Origin of the sequence: Youngimonas ophiurae (nom. illeg.) (assembly GCF_049803795.1) — a bacterium.
Taxonomy (GTDB): Bacteria; Pseudomonadota; Alphaproteobacteria; order Rhodobacterales; family Rhodobacteraceae; genus Thalassobius.
On record NZ_JBNAGJ010000001.1, the window covers coordinates 369,439 to 386,028 of the forward strand.

At 62.4% G+C, this 16,590-nt stretch carries 17 protein-coding genes; 12 read left to right on the forward strand and 5 right to left on the reverse strand.

Annotation, left to right across the window (positions count from 1 at the left end; translation table 11 throughout):
* The first annotated feature begins 18 nt into the window (after positions 1 to 18).
* On the forward strand, positions 19 to 186 hold the full coding sequence (rpmG, locus tag ACP15O_RS01965) for a 50S ribosomal protein L33 (protein ID WP_039682682.1): 168 nt from the start codon (positions 19 to 21) through the stop codon (positions 184 to 186).
* Between the two features lie 90 nt (positions 187 to 276).
* Positions 277 to 963, forward strand: a complete 687-nt coding sequence (locus tag ACP15O_RS01970; RefSeq protein WP_425094348.1) for a VIT1/CCC1 transporter family protein — start codon at positions 277 to 279, stop codon at positions 961 to 963.
* Between the two features lie 71 nt (positions 964 to 1,034).
* Here ACP15O_RS01970 and ACP15O_RS01975 read toward each other — a convergent pair whose 3' ends face one another.
* Entirely contained in the window at positions 1,035 to 1,772 is a 738-nt protein-coding gene (locus ACP15O_RS01975) for a Bax inhibitor-1/YccA family protein (RefSeq protein WP_425094349.1), read from the reverse strand.
* Between the two features lie 126 nt (positions 1,773 to 1,898).
* Positions 1,899 to 2,132 (reverse strand): DUF1127 domain-containing protein, encoded by a 234-nt coding sequence (locus ACP15O_RS01980; RefSeq protein WP_425094350.1) that lies wholly within the window; start codon positions 2,130 to 2,132, stop codon positions 1,899 to 1,901.
* Positions 2,133 to 2,257: 125 nt separating this feature from the next.
* Here ACP15O_RS01980 and ACP15O_RS01985 point away from each other — a divergent pair, with 125 nt between their 5' ends.
* Positions 2,258 to 3,109, forward strand: a complete 852-nt coding sequence (locus ACP15O_RS01985; protein ID WP_425094351.1) for a LysR family transcriptional regulator — start codon at positions 2,258 to 2,260, stop codon at positions 3,107 to 3,109.
* Positions 3,110 to 3,112: 3 nt separating this feature from the next.
* Here the strand turns inward: ACP15O_RS01985 and ACP15O_RS01990 are convergent, their stop codons facing one another.
* Positions 3,113 to 4,072, reverse strand: a complete 960-nt coding sequence (locus ACP15O_RS01990; protein WP_425094352.1) for an NADPH:quinone oxidoreductase family protein — start codon at positions 4,070 to 4,072, stop codon at positions 3,113 to 3,115.
* Positions 4,073 to 4,347: 275 nt separating this feature from the next.
* Here ACP15O_RS01990 and ACP15O_RS01995 point away from each other — a divergent pair, with 275 nt between their 5' ends.
* The 4 genes from ACP15O_RS01995 to ACP15O_RS02010 all read left to right on the forward strand — a co-directional run bounded on the left by ACP15O_RS01995 (position 4,348) and on the right by ACP15O_RS02010 (position 7,553).
* Positions 4,348 to 4,713 (forward strand): helix-turn-helix domain-containing protein, encoded by a 366-nt coding sequence (locus ACP15O_RS01995; RefSeq protein ID WP_425094353.1) that lies wholly within the window; start codon positions 4,348 to 4,350, stop codon positions 4,711 to 4,713.
* 54 nt (positions 4,714 to 4,767) lie between these two features.
* Entirely contained in the window at positions 4,768 to 5,592 is an 825-nt protein-coding gene (locus ACP15O_RS02000) for an inositol monophosphatase family protein (protein WP_425094354.1), read from the forward strand.
* 101 nt (positions 5,593 to 5,693) lie between these two features.
* Positions 5,694 to 7,043, forward strand: a complete 1,350-nt coding sequence (locus ACP15O_RS02005) for an 8-oxoguanine deaminase (protein WP_425094355.1) — start codon at positions 5,694 to 5,696, stop codon at positions 7,041 to 7,043.
* A 30-nt stretch (positions 7,044 to 7,073) separates the two neighbouring features.
* A complete protein-coding gene (locus ACP15O_RS02010; protein ID WP_425094356.1) occupies positions 7,074 to 7,553 on the forward strand; it encodes a CAP domain-containing protein in 480 nt (159 codons plus the stop codon).
* On the opposite strand, the gene guaD is transcribed toward ACP15O_RS02010, so the two are convergent.
* Positions 7,499 to 8,827 (reverse strand): guanine deaminase, encoded by a 1,329-nt coding sequence (guaD, locus tag ACP15O_RS02015; protein ID WP_425094357.1) that lies wholly within the window; start codon positions 8,825 to 8,827, stop codon positions 7,499 to 7,501. The two genes, ACP15O_RS02010 and guaD, sit on opposite strands and share 55 nt — an antisense overlap.
* A gap of 138 nt (positions 8,828 to 8,965) precedes the next feature.
* Here guaD and mgtE point away from each other — a divergent pair, with 138 nt between their 5' ends.
* The 4 genes from mgtE (at position 8,966) to ACP15O_RS02035 (ending at position 13,663) form a co-directional block, all read left to right on the forward strand.
* Positions 8,966 to 10,363, forward strand: coding sequence for a magnesium transporter (gene mgtE / locus ACP15O_RS02020; RefSeq protein ID WP_425094358.1), 1,398 nt, complete (start codon positions 8,966 to 8,968; stop codon positions 10,361 to 10,363).
* Positions 10,360 to 10,917 carry a 5-formyltetrahydrofolate cyclo-ligase gene (locus ACP15O_RS02025; protein ID WP_425094359.1) on the forward strand — a complete coding sequence of 186 codons (558 nt, stop codon included), beginning with the start codon at positions 10,360 to 10,362 and terminating at the stop codon, positions 10,915 to 10,917. The genes mgtE and ACP15O_RS02025 overlap by 4 nt, the downstream gene beginning before the upstream one ends.
* A 68-nt stretch (positions 10,918 to 10,985) precedes the next feature.
* The gene (locus tag ACP15O_RS02030) at positions 10,986 to 11,798 is read left to right on the forward strand and encodes a TIGR00282 family metallophosphoesterase (protein ID WP_425094360.1); all 813 of its coding nucleotides are present in this window, start codon (positions 10,986 to 10,988) and stop codon (positions 11,796 to 11,798) included.
* A gap of 86 nt (positions 11,799 to 11,884) precedes the next feature.
* On the forward strand, positions 11,885 to 13,663 hold the full coding sequence (locus ACP15O_RS02035) for an SLC13 family permease (RefSeq protein WP_425094361.1): 1,779 nt from the start codon (positions 11,885 to 11,887) through the stop codon (positions 13,661 to 13,663).
* Positions 13,664 to 13,667: 4 nt separating this feature from the next.
* On the opposite strand, the gene ACP15O_RS02040 is transcribed toward ACP15O_RS02035, so the two are convergent.
* Positions 13,668 to 15,440, reverse strand: coding sequence for an SLC13 family permease (locus tag ACP15O_RS02040; RefSeq protein WP_425094362.1), 1,773 nt, complete (start codon positions 15,438 to 15,440; stop codon positions 13,668 to 13,670).
* A gap of 121 nt (positions 15,441 to 15,561) precedes the next feature.
* Between ACP15O_RS02040 and ACP15O_RS02045 the strand changes: the two genes are divergently transcribed.
* Entirely contained in the window at positions 15,562 to 16,302 is a 741-nt protein-coding gene (locus tag ACP15O_RS02045) for a YebC/PmpR family DNA-binding transcriptional regulator (protein ID WP_425094363.1), read from the forward strand.
* Positions 16,303 to 16,590 lie beyond the last annotated feature (288 nt).

Here is a 16,590-nt window from a genome sequence, read left to right on the forward strand (position 1 = left end):
CAAGACTGGAGTTTTAACATGGCGAAGCCGACGACGATCAAAATCCGTCTGAACTCGACCGCAGGCACGGGCCACTTCTACGTGACCAAGAAGAACGCTCGTACCATGACCGAGAAGATGGTTGTGCGTAAATACGACCCCGTTGCGCGCAAGCACGTTGAGTATAAGGAAGGCAAGATCAAGTAATTGATCCCCCTTTCGACGACGTTGAGGGCCACGCGATTGCGTGGCCTTTTGCGTCTGTGCCCCCTTGCAAATGCGTTGCAGGAGTAACCCATGCCCAAAGAAGGCCATTTTATCAACCGCTCTGGCTGGCTGCGCGCGGCCATTCTGGGGGCCAATGACGGGATCGTGTCCACCGCCAGCTTGCTGGTGGGGGTGGCCGCGGCGGGGATGGATCGCACGGGCCTGCTGCTGACCGGGCTGGCGGGGCTGACGGCGGGCGCGTTTTCCATGGCGGCGGGGGAGTATGTCTCGGTTTCGGCGCAATCCGACATCGAGGCCGCCGATCTGGAGCGCGAGCGCCGCGCCCTGGACGAAGACCCGATCTATGAGCTGGGCGAGCTGGCCGACGGGCTGATCAATCGCGGTGTGGATCCTAAAATCGCCCGCGAGGTGGCCTTGCAGATGACCGCGCATGATGCGCTGGACGCCCACGCGCGCGAGGAACTGGGGCTGACGGAACTGGCCAGCTCGAATCCGCTGGAGGCGGCGGGCGCCTCGGCGCTGGCCTTTGCGGTGGGGGCAGGGCTGCCCCTGGCCGGAGCGTTGGCCGCGCCCATGGTACAGGTGCCCGTAGCGGTGGCCGTGGTGACTTTGCTGGCGCTGGCGTTGCTGGGCGCGACCGGAGCGCGGATGGGGGGCGCCCCCGTGCGCCCGGCGGTATTGCGGGTGCTGTTCTGGGGCGGGCTGGCCATGAGCGTCACCTTTGGCCTGGGCCACCTGTTCAACGCTGTGGTCTGATCCGCATCTGCCGCAAAACAAAAGGCCGGTCCCGAGGGGCCGGCCTTTCTTTGTGTTCGGAACCGAGACGTTTATTCGCGGTTGCCCAGCAGTTGCAGCAGGAACATGAACATGTTGATGAAGTCCAGGTACAGGTTCAGCGCGCCCATGATGGCGGCCTTGCCCAGCCACTCGCTATCGCCGCTGTGGGCGTGTTGCAGGTAGGTGTTCTTGATGTTCTGCGTGTCATAGGCGGTCAGCCCCGCGAAGATCAGCACACCCAGGATCGAGATCGCGAACATGATCGCGGGCGAGCCCAGGAAAATGTTGATGATCGAGGCAACGATCAGGCCGATCACCCCCATGATCAGGAAGGTGCCCATGCCGGACAGGTCTTTCTTGGTGGTGTAGCCGACCAGCGACAGACCGGCAAAGGCGATCGAAGTCACCAGGAACACCTGCGCGATCGAGAAGCCGGTGAAGGCCACAAAGATCCAGCTGAGCGACAGGCCCATCACGGCAGCAAAGACAAAGAAGAACACCTGAGCGCCCGCCGCCGACAGGCGGTTGATCGCGGCACCAAAAGCAAAGACCATGATCAGCGGGGCGAACATGACGATCCAGCCCAGAATGTTGGGTTGCAGGGTGATCGGATCACGGAAAATCCCCAGTAGGGCGGGCGCAGTGCCCACAGCCCATGCCACGGCAAAGGTGATCAGCATACCTACGGACATGGTGCCGTAGACCTTGTTCATGTGGGCGCGCAGCCCGGCGTCGATCTGGGCGGCGCGGGTCCCGGCCGCCGCTCGCATCGTGTTGAATTCAGCCATTAAAGCCTCCGGTGGTGAACTTTCATGCCCCGTTGGGAGGGGCTTGGCAGAAATATCGTGCAGGATCGGGGCTTTTTCAAGGCTTGGGGCCCGAAATAGGGGTGGAAAAAGGGGCGAAAACGCCCCTTAGCCGCGCCAGAAGTCCGGCGAGTCCCATACAGGGCGGCTGGCCTCTTGCCGGGCCTCTTCGCGGGTCAGGCCGATATCGCGCAGGGCTGCGTCATCCAGCCGGGCCAGTTGCGCGCGCTGCCGGCGCAGGGCCAGCAGACCCATCAGGCGTGCCAGAACAGACCCGCGCGAAGCACGAGCGGCGTGGGACAGGGGGAGCGGGGCGGAGCAGCGGGGGCTATGCGCGGTCATCTTACACTCTTTCTCGTTTGTGATGGTTAATGTTTGTTTCATCAGTCTTGGTGATGTATATGAGGGAAAATGCTTCATATGGAAAATGAATGTTTTTGACTTGATATATCAAGATTGGTGATGGGATGCGAAATCTGGATGTGACGACCCTGCGGTCTTTTGTGGCGGTGGCCGATCTGGGCGGGGTGACGCGGGCGGCGGGGGTGCTGAACCTGACGCAATCGGCTGTGTCGATGCAGCTGAAACGGCTTGAGGAAATGCTGGGCGTGCCGCTGCTGGATCGCTCGAACCGATCCATCGGGCTGACCGCAGGGGGCGAGCAATTGCTGAGCTACGCCCGCCGCATGGTCGAGCTGAACGATGAGATCATCTCGCGTCTGACGGATCAGGTGTTCGAGGGCGAAATCGTCCTGGGCGTGCCGCATGACATCGTGTATCCGGCGGTTCCGCAGGTGTTGCAGCGGTTCAACGCGCAGTTCCCACGGATGAAGGTGAACCTGCTGACCTCGTTCACGCGCGAGCTGAAGGCGCAATTCGCGCGCGGGGAATGCGATGTCATCCTGACCACCGAAACCGGGCTGGGCGAGGGCGGCGAGACCCTGACCACCAAGCTGCTCAGATGGATCGGCGCCCCCGAGGGCTCGGCGTGGAAACAGCGCCCGCTGCGGCTGGCCTTTGGCCGGTTCTGCATTTTCCGGGCGGGGGCGATCTCGGCGCTGGATGCGGTGGGCGAGGATTGGGAAATCGCGGTTGAAACCGAATCCGACCGCACGATCGAGGCTACGGTGGCGGCGGATCTGGCGATTCACACGATGATCGAGGGCACCGAGCCGCCGCATCTGGAACAGATCGACCACGGCGGCGCGCTGCCGGACCTGACGGTTCAGCAGATCAACATGTATGTCTCGGACAAGAGCAACAAAGAGGTGATCACGCCGCTGACCGATCAGCTGCGCCAGGCGTTCCGGATGATGTAGCGCCTAAGGGGTGATCACGACCTTGCCGGTGGATTTGCGGCTGCGCAACAGCTCCAGCCCTTCGGCGGCGCGGTCCAGCGGCAGGACGTGGCTGACATGCGGTTTCAGGCGGCCTTGGGCGTACCACTCCAGCAGGGTTTTCAGGCTATCGGTCAGCGCCTTTGGGTTGAATTTCAGATAGCCTCCCCAGTAAACCCCCAGAACGCTTAGGTTTTTCACCAGCAGATGGTTCGCGGGGATTTGCGGAACCTCGCCGCTGGCAAAGCCGATGGGCAAGAGGCGGGCCTCGGGGTTGCAGGCGCGAAAGGCCGCTTGCCACTGCGCGCCGCCCACCGCGTCATAGACCACATCCGCCCCGCCCAGCGATTTAACCACGGCGCGGATGTCTTGGGTTTTGGCGTCGATCAGATGATCGGCCCCGGCCTGCTTGGCGACCTTCAGCTTGTCGGCCCCGCGCGCGCAGGCGATCACGGTGGCGCCCATCAGCTTGCCGATTTCCACGGCGGTCAGGCCCACGCCCCCGGCGGCCCCGGTCACCAGCAGGGTTTCGCCCGGCTGCATCTGCGCCCGGTGATCCAGCGCCAGATGGCTGGTGCCGTACGCGATCTGAAAGGCGGCGGCGTCTTCGAAGCTCATGACATCGGGGATTTCCACGCAGCGGTTCACATCGAACACGCCATAGTCCGCCAGACCGCCCTGACCGCCAAACACGGCAACCCGCGCGCCAATCGCCGGCCCCTCGGTGTCCGGACCCAGAGCATCGACAACCCCCGCGACCTCCATTCCCAGGGTAAAGGGCGCGGGCGGGGTGTCTTGATATTTGCCCTGCATCATCAGCAGATCGGCAAAGTTCAAACCGCACGCCGCGATTCGCAGGCGAATCTGCCCCGGTCCGGGCTGGGGCTGCTCAAGTTCGGCAAGATTTGGCTGATCGCCGATTTGGGTTAGATGAAATGCGCGCATGGGGTCCTCCGGTTTGGGCTGTTATGCGAAGCCCCTTTATTTGTGTCAAACACAGCCTGCCTTAGGATGCCGCATTGCCGCATGTATTTGTCCGAGTACCCTTTTAAATTGTCGGTTTGAATCGGAATTTCTCCTTTTTGATGAGCGAAATGCTTGATCCATATTCAAAAATCGCTAGCTTTCGGGGGACTCAGGGCCAGCCGTACCGTTGCGGGCAGGGGAACGCGTTCCCGTGCGGCCTGTAGTATTGATTGAATAAGTGAAAGGTGTGGGCGATGACTCATCCGGTTGATGTACATGTAGGTCAGAAACTCCGGCAACGGCGCTGGATGATAGGGATGACCCAACAACAACTGGCCGAGCAGGTGGGGATCAAGTTTCAGCAAATCCAGAAATATGAAACCGGAGCGAATCGGATCAGTGCCTCGCGCCTGTGGGATATTGCCTCGGTTCTGGATGTGCCCGTCAGCTTCTTTTTCGAAGGGCTGGGCGAGGAAGAAGGACAAGAGGTTGCCCCCGCACCTGCCGAACTGATGAAAAACCGCGAGGCGCTGGATCTGGTCCGCTCGTTCTATGCGATCCCCGAAGAGCAGCGCCGCCGTCTGTTCGAATTGGCCAAGGTTCTGTCCGACGCCGCTTGAGCGGGCGGCCCCTCTGGTGTAGGCGCAAGGATGACCTTAGCGCCGGAGGGGACCATGGCACAGGCAGACGCGCCAGATCGGGACAGCTTGATTGCAACAGCGCACGCGCTGGCCGATGCCGCGCGCGATGCCGTGCGGCCCTATTTCCGCCAGCCGGGCCTGGCTGCGGACAATAAGGATGCGGGCGGGTTTGATCCGGTCACGGCCGGGGATCGCGCCGCTGAACAGGCCATGCGCGCGGTTCTTGCGCAGCAACGCCCAGCGGACGGCATCATCGGCGAAGAGTTCGGCAAAACCGAGGGAACGTCGGGCATTTCCTGGGTGCTGGACCCGATTGACGGCACACGCGGATTTCTGTCGGGCACGCCCACCTGGGGGGTGCTGATCGCCGCTACGGATGACACTGCGGCGGACACGGGCCCGATTTTCGGCGTGATCGACCAGCCCTATATTGGCGAGCGTTTCTGGGGCGGATTGGAACAGGCCGAGATGGATGGCCCCTATGGCCGACGTGCGCTGAAAACGCTGGGCGCGCGGCCGTTGGATCAGGCGATCATCTTCACCACCTTCCCCGAGGTCGGCTCGGACGCCGAGGCCGCCGGGTTTCAACAGCTTGCCGGGCGGTGCCAGCTGACGCGCTATGGGATGGATTGTTACGCCTATGCGCTGCTGGCAGCGGGGCATATTGATCTGGTGGTCGAAGCAGGGCTAAGCAATTACGACATCCAGGCTCCGATTGCGGTGATCCAGGCTGCCGGCGGGATTGTCACCGATTGGCAGGGGGGACCGGCCCATCACGGCGGGCGCGTTCTGGCCGCTGCCGGGGCCGAGCAACATGCCGCTGCGCTTGATATCCTATCCCGTGTTCCTCTTGATTGAACACAGGTTTTAGGGGATAAGAAGGGCCTGCGCGAGTCCTTTGTCCCTTTCTGTCGCGCTCTGTCACACTCTGACCGAAAGGGGCCTGAAGGAGTGTGACAATGACGAATCCATCCCCCCAGGAGACCCTGATCCGCAACGCGGACCATGTTCTGACGATGAATGATGCGCGTCAGGAACTGTCCGGCGCGGATGTGCTGATCCGGAATGGGCAGATCGCGATGATCGGCTTCGGGCTTGGCACTGCGGGGCAGATCATCGAGGCCAGCGGCTGCGTCGTGACCCCCGGTTTGGTGAACACGCATCATCACCTGTACCAGACCCTGACCCGCGCGGTGCCCGGCGCGCAGGATGCGCTGCTGTTTGGCTGGTTGCAGAGACTCTATCCGATCTGGGCGCGTTTCGGCCCCGAGGAAATGTTCGTTTCGGCTCAGGTTGGGCTGGCCGAGCTGGCGCTGTCGGGCTGTACGCTTAGCTCGGATCATCTGTATCTGTACCCCAATGGCAGCGCGCTGGAGGACACGATTTTCGCCGCCGAAGAGCTGGGCCTGCGCTTTCACCCCACCCGCGGCGCCATGAGCATCGGCGAAAGCGACGGCGGCCTGCCGCCCGACAGCCTGGTCGAACGCGAGGCCGATATTCTGAACGATTGCATCCGCGTGGTGGATGCGTTTCACGACCCGTCCGAGGGCTCGATGTGCCGGGTCGCGATCGCGCCTTGCTCGCCGTTTTCGGTCAGCAGAGGGCTGATGCGCGATGCGGCCCTGCTGGCGCGGGACAAGGGGGTGATGCTGCACACGCATCTGGCCGAAAACGATCAGGATATTGCATATTCGCTGGAAAAATTCGGCTGTCGCCCCGGCCAATATGCCGAAGATCTGGGCTGGACGGGCGCAGATGTCTGGCACGCGCATTGTGTGAAACTGGATGGGCAAGAGATTGATTTGTTTGCCAAAACCGGCACGGGCGTTGCGCATTGCCCCTGTTCGAACTGTCGCCTTGGCAGCGGGATTGCGCCGGTGCGGGCGATGCGGGATGCCGGCGTGCCGGTGGGTCTGGGCGTGGATGGGGCGGCCAGCAACGATAGCTCGAATCTGGTGGCCGAGGCGCGCCAGTCCCTGCTGCTCCAGCGCGTTGCGCGCGGGGCCAACGCCATGAGCGCCCGCGAAGCGCTGGAGATCGCCACACGCGGCGGGGCCGAGGTGCTGAACCGCCCCGATTGCGGCCAGATCGCGCCGGGCAAACGGGCCGATATTGCGATCTGGGATGTCAGCGGGATTGAGACCGCGGGCAGCTGGGATCCGGCCGCTCTTTTGCTGGCGGGGCCCACGCGCGTTAAGCATTTGTTCGTAGAAGGCCGTCAGATTGTGGGGGATGGCCGGATTCTCACGATAGATACGCGGGCTCTTGCCGTGCGGCAGGCCGGGCTGTTACGCAGGCTTATGGCATAGCAGGCGTCCACAGGGCGCTGGGAGGGATGAATGAAAAAACTTGCCACAGCAATCGCATTGCTCGCTTTGGCCGGGCTGATGGGATGTGTCACCGCCGAATCCGAATCCCGGCCCGAAGTGTCCCGCACTGTCCAGACAGGGCAGGGCTTTGACGCCCAATTGGCCAGCCTGCGGCGCCGATCCGGGCTGAAACCCCTGCAAACCGATCCGTCTTTGCAAAAGGCCGCGCAGGCCCATGCGGCGGATATGGCGCGGCGCGGATATTTCGCGCATGTCAGCCCCTCGGGTGTGAATTTCGACAAACGCTATCTGAGGGCGGGCTATTGCGTTGCGTCTTTTTCTGAAAACCTGGCCGAGGGGCCGCAGGATGCGACAGGGGCGCTGAAAATGTGGGTTGCCTCGGCCCCGCACCTGAAAAACATCCTGAATAAGAAATACGTCAAATACGGTCTGGGTCAGTCGGGCAAATACTGGGCAATGGCGCTGGCCGGACCCTGCGTGCGCAACTGACCGTTTACATAGACGGCCGCAATGGCGCGGTCGTCGCCCATCATGATCGTGGGGAAAATGGCTTCCCAGATGTCCTCGGCGCGGGCGGCGCGCTGCGCAATCGCGGGGGTCGAGCACAGGTTGAGCACCACCAGATCCGCCTCGAATCCCGAGGTCAGATTGCCGATCCGGTCCTCCATCCGCATCGCCTGGGCAGAGCCGGCGGTGGCCAGCCACAACAGATGTGCCGGGTGCAGCGGGTGGTGGCGTAATTGGCCAATCTCATAGGCCGCCGCCATGGTGCGCAACATCGAGAATGAAGAGCCGCCGCCCGTGTCCGTGGCCAGCCCGACGCGGTGTCCGGCGGCCTTCATCGCGGCCATGTCGAACAGGCCCGAGCCGATGAACGTGTTCGAGGTCGGGCAATGAATCAGCGCGGCATCCACCTCGGCCAGGCGGGATTTTTCCCTTTCTTCCAAATGGATAGCATGGCCATACAGGCCGCCCGGCCCCAGCAGGCCAAAGGCCTCGTAGGTGTCCAGATAGTCGCGGGCCTGCGGATAGAGCGATTTGACCCAGGCGATTTCATCCACTTGCTCGGACAGATGAGTCTGCATCAGGCAGTCGGGGCGCTCGGCCCAGAGCGCGCCCAAAGCCCGCAGCTGATCCGGCGTAGATGTCGGCGAAAATCGCGGCGTGATCGCATAGGACAGACGCCCGCGACCATGCCATTTTTGCAGCAGCGCCTTGCTGTCGTCATAGGCTGACTGGGCCGTGTCGCGCAGATTTTCCGGGGCCGTGTCGCGATCCATGCAGGTTTTCCCGGCCACAACGCGCATATCGCGGGCCTGCGCGGCGGCAAAGAGCGCCTCGACGCTGGCGGGATGAATCGTGCAGTAGCTGGCCAGGCTGGTGGTGCCGTTCATCAGCGCCAAATCCAGATATCTTCCTGCAATTTCAGCAGCATAATCAGGGTCGGCAAAGCGCGTTTCCTCGGGGAATGTATAGTGGTTCAGCCAGTCGATCAGGCGTTTGCCCCAACTGGCGATGATCGCCGTCTGCGGATAATGCACATGCGCATCGACAAAGCCGGCCATGATCAGCCCCTGACCGTGATCCTCTACCTTGGCCTGCGGGTTGCGGGCGCGCAGCTCTGCGGCCGGTCCGGTTTCAACAATGCGGCCCGCGCGGATCAGAATCGCGCCATCGGGATCGAACCGCGCGGCCTGGGGCCCCTGGGCAAATGGATCCGCGTCAAACCCAAGCGTTTGCCCCAGCAAGAGCATATCAGTCATGGCGGTGTCCTTTGTTGCCTCGTTCTTGACCAGACTATTGCGCCGCAATTGCACAGTAAATCATTCCGGCATTGTTTCCGGCCCTGACCTTCCGTTATGACAAGGTAGCGATTTTTCAGCGGCAGAACCGGGGGCGGCATGAGCGACGATCAACCTACCGAAAACCCGATGCCCGAACTGCAAGAGGACGCCAGATACGGCCTGGATAAGAAGGTGGTCGCGGCGATTCTCTATGCTGTCGATGTGGGCGATGCGACCCGCCTGCAAGAGCTGTTCGAACCGCTGCACGCCGCCGATATTGCCGACCTTCTGGAGCAGCTGAACACTTATGACCGGCGGCGGTTGGTGCAGCTGTACGATCAGGAATTCGACGGCGAAATCCTGTCCGAGCTTGAGGATAACCTGCGCGAAGAGGTGATCTCGGTTCTCAGGCCCGACGTGCTGGCCGAGGCCGTGCGGGACATGGACTCGGACGATGTTGTGGATCTGGTCGAGGATCTGGACGCGCCGCAGCAAGTGGCCATTCTGGACGCGCTAGAGGATGCCGACCGCGTAGCCGTCGAGCAGGCGCTGTCCTACCCGGAATTTTCCGCCGGGCGCCTGATGCAGCGCGAAGTCGTGACCGCGCCCGAGCATTGGACCGTTGGCGACGCCATTGATTTTCTGCGTAATGCCAAAGAGTTACCCGACCAATTCTATCATGTGACCGTGGTTGACCCACGGATGCACCCGGTGGGGAATGTGACGCTGGGCAAGCTCATGTCCTCGCGTCGGGATGTGCCGCTGACCTCAATCTTCGAAGAGGTTTTTCAGGTCATTCCCGTCTTGCAGGACGAGGGCGACGTGGCCTATGCGTTCAACCAGTACCACCTGATCTCCGCCCCTGTGGTGGATGAAAATAACCGGCTGGTGGGCATTATCACGATTGACGATGCGATGGCCGTGCTGGACGACGAACACGAAGAGGACATCCTGCGCCTGGCCGGGGTCAGCGACGAATCCAGCCTGTCCGACAGCATTTTCGAGGCCGCCAAGGGCCGCGCGACCTGGCTGTTCGTGAACCTGCTGACGGCGATTCTGGCCTCTTTGGTGATTGATATGTTTGCCGACACGATTGACCAGATGGTGGCGCTGGCGGTGCTGATGCCGATTGTCGCCTCGATGGGGGGGAATGCGGGGACGCAGACGATGACGGTGACGGTGCGGGCGCTGGCCACGCGCGATCTGACCGCGCAGAACGCGATGCGGGTGATCTGGCGCGAGGTCTCGGTTGGGGCGTTGAACGGGGCGTTGTTCGGTCTGATCATGGCGCTGGTTACGGCCGCCTGGTTTGGCGTGCCGATGCTGGCGGCCGTGATCGGATCGGCCATGCTGATGACCCAGATCGCGGCGGCAATCGGCGGCATCGTGATCCCCATGGCGCTGGACCGGGCAGGGGTGGATCCGGCGCTGGCCTCGGGGCCGTTCGTGACCACGGTGACGGATGTCGTGGGGTTCTTTGCCTTTTTGGGGCTGGCCGCCTCGGTGCTGCTATGAGCGATCTGATCGCCCGCAAAGCGGCTGCGCGCCAGGCCGCCTTTGCCCGCCGCAAAGAGGCCCATGGCGCCGGTCTGGTTGGGCGCGCGGGGCATTTATCGCAGGTTTTGGCAGGGTATCGCGGGGTGCCGCTGGCCGGCTATATGCCTATCCGCACGGAAATCAGCCCGCTGCCCGCGATGGAGGAAGCCGCCGCCCACGGCCCTGTTGGGGTACCTGTGATCACAGGCGCGGGGCAGCCGCTGAAATTCTCGGAATGGGCGCCGGGCTGTGCGATGCGTGACGGTCCTTTCGGGGCGCAAATCCCTGAGATTGATCGGTTTTTCGAACCGGAAATTCTGATCGTTCCCTTGGTGGCCTTCGACCGGCGCGGCGGGCGTCTGGGCTATGGCGGCGGGTTTTACGACCGGACGCTTGAGCAGCTACGGGCCAAGCGGGCGACGCTGGCCATCGGATTTGCCTATGCCGCGCAAGAGGCCGACAGCCTGCCGCTGGAACCCACGGATCAGGCTTTGGACATGATCGTGACCGAGCAGGGCGTTCTGACGTTCTAGGCCTGAAAACCCTCCGATTGGCATCTTGCCCCTTGCCTGCGGCGGGGCAGGGGCCTAGGCAGGGGGGCATGAAGATACTGTTTCTTGGCGATGTGATGGGGCGGGCCGGACGGCGCGCCATTGTGGAAAACCTGCCGCGGCTGCGCGACGAATGGAAGCTGGATTTCGTCGTGGTCAATGGTGAAAACGCCAGCAATGGCGCGGGGCTGAGCGGTGACCATGCTAAACTGCTGCTGGATGCGGGGGCCGATTGCCTGACGCTGGGCGATCACGCGTTCGATCAGAAGGACATGCTGCAATTCATCGAAAAAGAGCCCCGGATCCTGCGGCCCTTGAACTATGCCAAGGGCGCACCGGGCGTGGGGCACCGAGTGTTTCAGGACGGGCGCGGGCGCAAGATTATGGTGGCTCAGGTGCTGGGCAACGTGTTCATGAAACGCGCCTTTGACGATCCTTTCGCCACGATTGATACGGTGCTGCGCAAGCATCCGCTGGGGGGCTCGGTTCAGGCGGCGCTGGTGGATGTCCATTGCGAGGCAACCAGTGAAAAGATGGGTATGGGCCATTTCTGCGATGGGCGCGCCAGCCTGATCGTGGGCACGCATACCCATGTGCCGACAGGGGATGCGCAGATTCTGCCCAAGGGCAGCGGGTTCCTGTCCGATGCGGGCATGTGCGGCGATTATGACAGCGTGATCGGCATGGAAAAGGCCGAGCCACTGCGCCGTTTCGTCACCGGCATGGTCAAATCGCGCTTCACCCCCGCCAATAACGAGGCCACCCTGTCCGGTGTCTATGTTGAAACCGACGATCGCACCGGATTGGCCAAGGAAATCCGCATGATCCGCCAGGGCGGGCGTTTGCAGCAGTCGGGTCTGTGATCGCGCAGTTGGGGCGCAGTTGGGGCCTTGTCGCCCCGGTGCGCTTGGGCCAAACTGCGTAGACATATCCTGACAAAGGAACCCCGATGGATCTATTGCATTTGTCTCAGAACACGCAGGCGATTTTGTCTCTGCTGGTTGTGCTGGGCATGTTCATCCTGTTCGTCAAAGAGATTTTCCCAACCGAGGTGGTGGCCATTACCGGCACGGGGCTGATGTTGGTTCTGGGGCTTTTGCCCTATCAGGATGCGCTGACGGTGCTGTCGAATCCGGCGCCCTGGACGATTGCGATGATGTTCATCGTGATGGGGGCGCTGGTGCGGACGGGGGCTTTGGATGCGTTCACGGTGCTGGCGGATCGGCAGGCGCGCTCGAATCCGAAACTGGCGATCGCGATGCTGCTGGCCTTTGTCATTCTGGCCTCGGCGATCATGAACAATACGCCCGTGGTGGTGGTGATGATCCCGGTCTTTGTGCAACTGGCCGGCACGATGGGCGTGAACGCCAGCCGGCTGCTGATTCCGCTGTCTTATGCGGCGATCATCGGCGGGACTCTGACGCTGGTGGGGACGTCGACGAACCTGCTGGTGGATGGTGTGGCCCGTGGCCAAGGGCTTGAAGCCTTTAGTATTTTCGAGGTCACCCCCCTGGCTGCCATCCTGGTTGTCTGGGGCATGATCTATCTGGCGGTGTTCGGAAAACTGCTGTTGCCGGACCGGATCAGCATGGCCAGTATGCTGTCCAATCGCAGCAAGATGAAGTTCTTTACCGAGGCCGTCGTGCCCCCGGATTCGAACCTGATCGGGCGCGAGGTTCTGGGCGTGCAGCTGTTCAAACGCGAGGGCGTGCGCCTGATTGACGTCATTCGCGGCGATCAGTCCTTGCGCCACAGTCTGGAGGGCGTCGCGCTTCAGGTTGGTGACCGTGTGGTGCTGCGTACGCAGATGACGGAATTGCTGAGCCTGCAACGCAACAAAAGCCTGAAACGTGTGGATCAGGTCTCGGCTGTGGAAACCCAGACGGTTGAGGTGCTGATCACGCCGGGCTGTAAGATGGTGGGGCGGTCGCTGGGCTCGATGCGGTTGCGGCGGCGGTACGGGGTTTATCCGCTGGCAGTGCATCGGCGGAACCAGAATATTGGCTCGAAATTGCAGGAACTGGTGGTGCGCGTGGGCGATACCCTGCTGCTGGAGGGCGCGCCCGACGATATTCAGCGCCTGGCGGCGGATATGGATATGGTGGATGTCAGCCACCCCTCGGCCAAGGCATTCCGGCGTGGCCATGCCCCGGTGGCCGTGGCTGCGCTGCTGGGTGTGGTGGTGCTGGCGGGGCTGGGCGTGGCGCCGATCCTGCTGCTGTCTACGCTGGCGGTGGCCGTGGTTCTGATCACGCGCTGCATCGATTCAGACGAGGCCTTTTCCTATGTTGACGGCCGTCTGCTGGCGCTGATTTTCGCGATGCTGGCCATCGGCGCGTCGCTGCAACATACCGGCGCGGTCGAGCTGGTGGTGAACGCGTTGCAGCCCGTGCTGTCCAAATTGCCGCCGGTTCTGATCATCTGGGCGATTTACCTGCTGACCTCGACCTTGACGGAAATGGTGTCCAATAATGCGGTGGCCGTGGTGATCACGCCTATCGCGATCGGGCTGGCTCAGGCGATGGGGCTGGACCCGCGCGCGCTGGTGGTGGCGGTGATGATCGCGGCCTCGTGCAGCTTTGCCACGCCGATTGGGTATCAGACGAACATGCTGGTCTACGGGCCGGGCGGCTACAAGTTCACCGATTTCCTGCGCGTGGGCATTCCGCTGAATCTGACCATGGGGATGCTGGCCTCGGCCTTGATCCCGTTTTTCTTTCCTCTCTAAGGGGTTAGAGAGGCCAGAACAGCAAAATCAGCGGGATGGAAACGCCCACGACCAGGATTTCCAGCGGCAGGCCCATGCGCCAGTAATCGCCGAAACGATAGCCTCCGGGGCCCAGAACCAGCGTGTTGTTCTTATGCCCGATGGGCGTCAGAAACGCGGCCGAGGCAGCAATGGCGACGGCCATCAAGAACGGATCGGGATTGACGCCCAATTGCTGCGCCATCTGGATGCCGATAGGGGCCGCGACAATCGCCGTGGCGGTATTGTTCAGCACGTCCGACAGGGTCATCGTCACCACCATCAGCACGGTCAGAATGGCCCAGGCGGGCAGGCCCTGGGTCAGCGAGACCAGCGCGCCTGCGATCAGATCGGTCCCGCCTGAGGTTTCCAGCGCCGCGCCCAGCGGAATCATCGAGCCCAGCAGCACCACAACCGGCCATTCCACATGGTCGTACAGCTCGGCCAGGGGCAGGATTTTCGCCAGCACATAGGCCACAACCACCAGTCCCAGCGCCACCGGCAGGTAAATCAGCCCCAGGCTGGCCGCCAGAACGGCGGCGGCAAACAGGCCGATTGCCAGCCAGGTTTTGGAATCGTCCGTCACCGTCAATCCGCGATTGGCCAGCGGTAGCACCCCCAGCCAGTCCATCACATCCGCGCCAGCCCCGCGCGGGACAAGCAGCAGCAGAATATCGCCGGCCAGCACCTCGGTTTTGCGCACCTGTTCGCGGATTTGCCGCCCCTGGCGCGAGATCCCCATCAGGACCGAGCGCTGCCGCCACGCCAGCCCCACCGCCTGCGCCGTGCGCCCGGTCAGACGGGATTCTTGGGGGACGACGACCTCGATAATGTCCAGACCCTCGCCCTCGGCCTTTAGCAAGGTCTCGCGTTTTTCGTCGGAAAATGCCAGCGACAGCGCGGTGCGAAACTCATCCAGAGCGTCCGGCGCGGCCTCCAGCACCAGCGCGTCGCCGGCCTGCAACACCGTATAGCGCGCACGCCCATAGCGCCGTTTCCCGTCGCGGATCAGCCCGATGATGGCCACGTCGGCCTTTTCCGCGTCCTCATAAAGCTGCTCAACCCGTTTGCCGATCAGTTTGGACCCGTCAGGCACCGTCAGCTCGGCAATATATTCCCCAAGATCAGCTACTTGCGTTGTGGCGTCCTCGCGTTTGGGGATCAGGCGCCAGCCGATCAGGGCCACGAAAACCAGCCCCGCCAGCGCCGTCAGACCGCCCACGGGGGCGAAATCGAACATGGCAAAGGGCGCGCCCAGCGATTCCTCGCGGATGGCGGCGATGATGATGTTGGGCGGCGTGCCGATCAGCGTGGCCATGCCGCCCAGAATGGTGGCAAAGCTTAGCGGCATCAGGCTCAGCCCAGGGCTGCGCCCGGCCTTATGCGCGGTCTGAATATCCACGGGCATGAGCAGCGCCAGCGCCGCCACGTTGTTCATAAAAGCCGACAGAATGCCGCCCACGCCGCCCATCAGCGCGATATGCCCGCCCAGGGATCGGCTGCTGTCCACCAGCGTCCGGGTGATCAGAAACACCGCGCCCGAACGCACCAATCCGGCCGACACGATCAGCACCAGCGCCACCACCAGCGTGGCCGAGTGGCCGAAACCGGAAAACGCGTCCTTGACGGGGACGACGCCCAGAACGACTCCGATCAAGAGAGCAGTGAAGGCTACCAGATCGTAGCGGTAGCGCCCCCAGAGCAGCATGGCGAAAACGCCTCCGAACAGGGAAAACAGGATGATTTGGTCTGTGGTCATGGGCGGGCCCTCCTGCTTGCCACACAATCCCATGGCCGCACGGAACGCAACCACCTTGCGGCCCGCCCCCCGCCTGACTTATAGAGACCCGACGCAACGTATTCAGATGATGGAGGCACCGATGGCCGGCCACTCTAAATGGGCAAACATTCAGCACCGCAAGGGCCGGCAGGATGCCGCCCGCTCGAAACTGTTTTCCAAACTGTCCAAGGAAATCACCGTCGCCGCGAAAATGGGCGACCCCGATCCCGATAAAAACCCGCGCCTGCGCCTGGCCGTAAAAGAGGCCAAATCGCAATCCGTGCCCAAGGATGTGATCGAACGCGCGATCAAGAAATCCACCGCGGGCGACGGCGACGATTACGAAGAAATCCGCTACGAGGGCTACGGCCCCAACGGTGTTGCCGTGATCGTCGAGGCGATGACGGATAACCGGAACCGGACGGCCTCGACCGTGCGCTCGACCTTCACCAAGAACGGCGGCAACCTGGGCGAGACCGGCTCGGTCGGGTTCATGTTCGACCGCAAGGGCGAGGTGACCTACCCCGCCGAGGTGGGCGACGCGGACACGGTGATGATGGCCGCAATCGAGGCCGGCGCCGAGGATGTCGAAAGCAGCGAAGACGGCCATATCATCTGGTGCGCCGACACCGATTTGAACGAGGTGTCCAACGCGCTGGAGGCCGAACTGGGCGAGTCGGATTCGACCAAGCTGGTGTGGAAACCCCAGACCACCACCGAGCTGGGCCTGGAAGACATGCAAAAGCTGATGAAGCTGATCGACGCCCTGGAAGACGATGATGACGTGCAGCGCGTCACCACCAATTTCGAGGCCTCGGACGAGGTGATGGATCAGCTCTGATCCCTGATAGCGCCGCTGGCATTTGGAATCGGTCCCCTGGGGCCGATTTCTTTTTGTCCCCAGCGCGTTATGCGGCACAGCGCCTGCGTGATCTTGGGGCCTGTTCCCCAGGTCGTGCGTTTTTATCCACAGGCGTCTGGCCCAGGTCCGAAAATCGGGCTATCAGAAAACAGCCCTTTTGGCCGGGAATTTACACGTAAACCGCCCCCTCCTTGTCGAAATCTGATGTTGCGTATCTTTATCCACAGTGTCCTAATTTTCTGTGAATACTCTTGGGGATAAAGCGCA

Excerpts from the sequence above, each read along its gene's own strand:
- ACP15O_RS02035 (WP_425094361.1), top strand. The coding sequence starts at position 11,885 with ATGGATCTATTGCATTTGTCTCAGAACACGCAGGCGATTTTGTCTCTG.
- guaD (WP_425094357.1), bottom strand. The coding sequence starts at position 8,827 with ATGACTGATATGCTCTTGCTGGGGCAAACGCTTGGGTTTGACGCGGAT.
- ACP15O_RS01995 (WP_425094353.1), top strand. The coding sequence starts at position 4,348 with ATGACTCATCCGGTTGATGTACATGTAGGTCAGAAACTCCGGCAACGG.
- ACP15O_RS01975 (WP_425094349.1), bottom strand. The coding sequence starts at position 1,772 with ATGGCTGAATTCAACACGATGCGAGCGGCGGCCGGGACCCGCGCCGCC.
- ACP15O_RS02025 (WP_425094359.1), top strand. The coding sequence starts at position 10,360 with ATGAGCGATCTGATCGCCCGCAAAGCGGCTGCGCGCCAGGCCGCCTTT.
- ACP15O_RS02010 (WP_425094356.1), top strand. The coding sequence starts at position 7,074 with ATGAAAAAACTTGCCACAGCAATCGCATTGCTCGCTTTGGCCGGGCTG.
- ACP15O_RS02040 (WP_425094362.1), bottom strand. The coding sequence starts at position 15,440 with ATGACCACAGACCAAATCATCCTGTTTTCCCTGTTCGGAGGCGTTTTC.
- mgtE (WP_425094358.1), top strand. The coding sequence starts at position 8,966 with ATGAGCGACGATCAACCTACCGAAAACCCGATGCCCGAACTGCAAGAG.
- ACP15O_RS01970 (WP_425094348.1), top strand. The coding sequence starts at position 277 with ATGCCCAAAGAAGGCCATTTTATCAACCGCTCTGGCTGGCTGCGCGCG.
- rpmG (WP_039682682.1), top strand. The coding sequence starts at position 19 with ATGGCGAAGCCGACGACGATCAAAATCCGTCTGAACTCGACCGCAGGC.
- ACP15O_RS02005 (WP_425094355.1), top strand. The coding sequence starts at position 5,694 with ATGACGAATCCATCCCCCCAGGAGACCCTGATCCGCAACGCGGACCAT.
- ACP15O_RS02030 (WP_425094360.1), top strand. The coding sequence starts at position 10,986 with ATGAAGATACTGTTTCTTGGCGATGTGATGGGGCGGGCCGGACGGCGC.
- ACP15O_RS02045 (WP_425094363.1), top strand. The coding sequence starts at position 15,562 with ATGGCCGGCCACTCTAAATGGGCAAACATTCAGCACCGCAAGGGCCGG.
- ACP15O_RS02000 (WP_425094354.1), top strand. The coding sequence starts at position 4,768 with ATGGCACAGGCAGACGCGCCAGATCGGGACAGCTTGATTGCAACAGCG.
- ACP15O_RS01985 (WP_425094351.1), top strand. The coding sequence starts at position 2,258 with ATGCGAAATCTGGATGTGACGACCCTGCGGTCTTTTGTGGCGGTGGCC.
- ACP15O_RS01980 (WP_425094350.1), bottom strand. The coding sequence starts at position 2,132 with ATGACCGCGCATAGCCCCCGCTGCTCCGCCCCGCTCCCCCTGTCCCAC.
- ACP15O_RS01990 (WP_425094352.1), bottom strand. The coding sequence starts at position 4,072 with ATGCGCGCATTTCATCTAACCCAAATCGGCGATCAGCCAAATCTTGCC.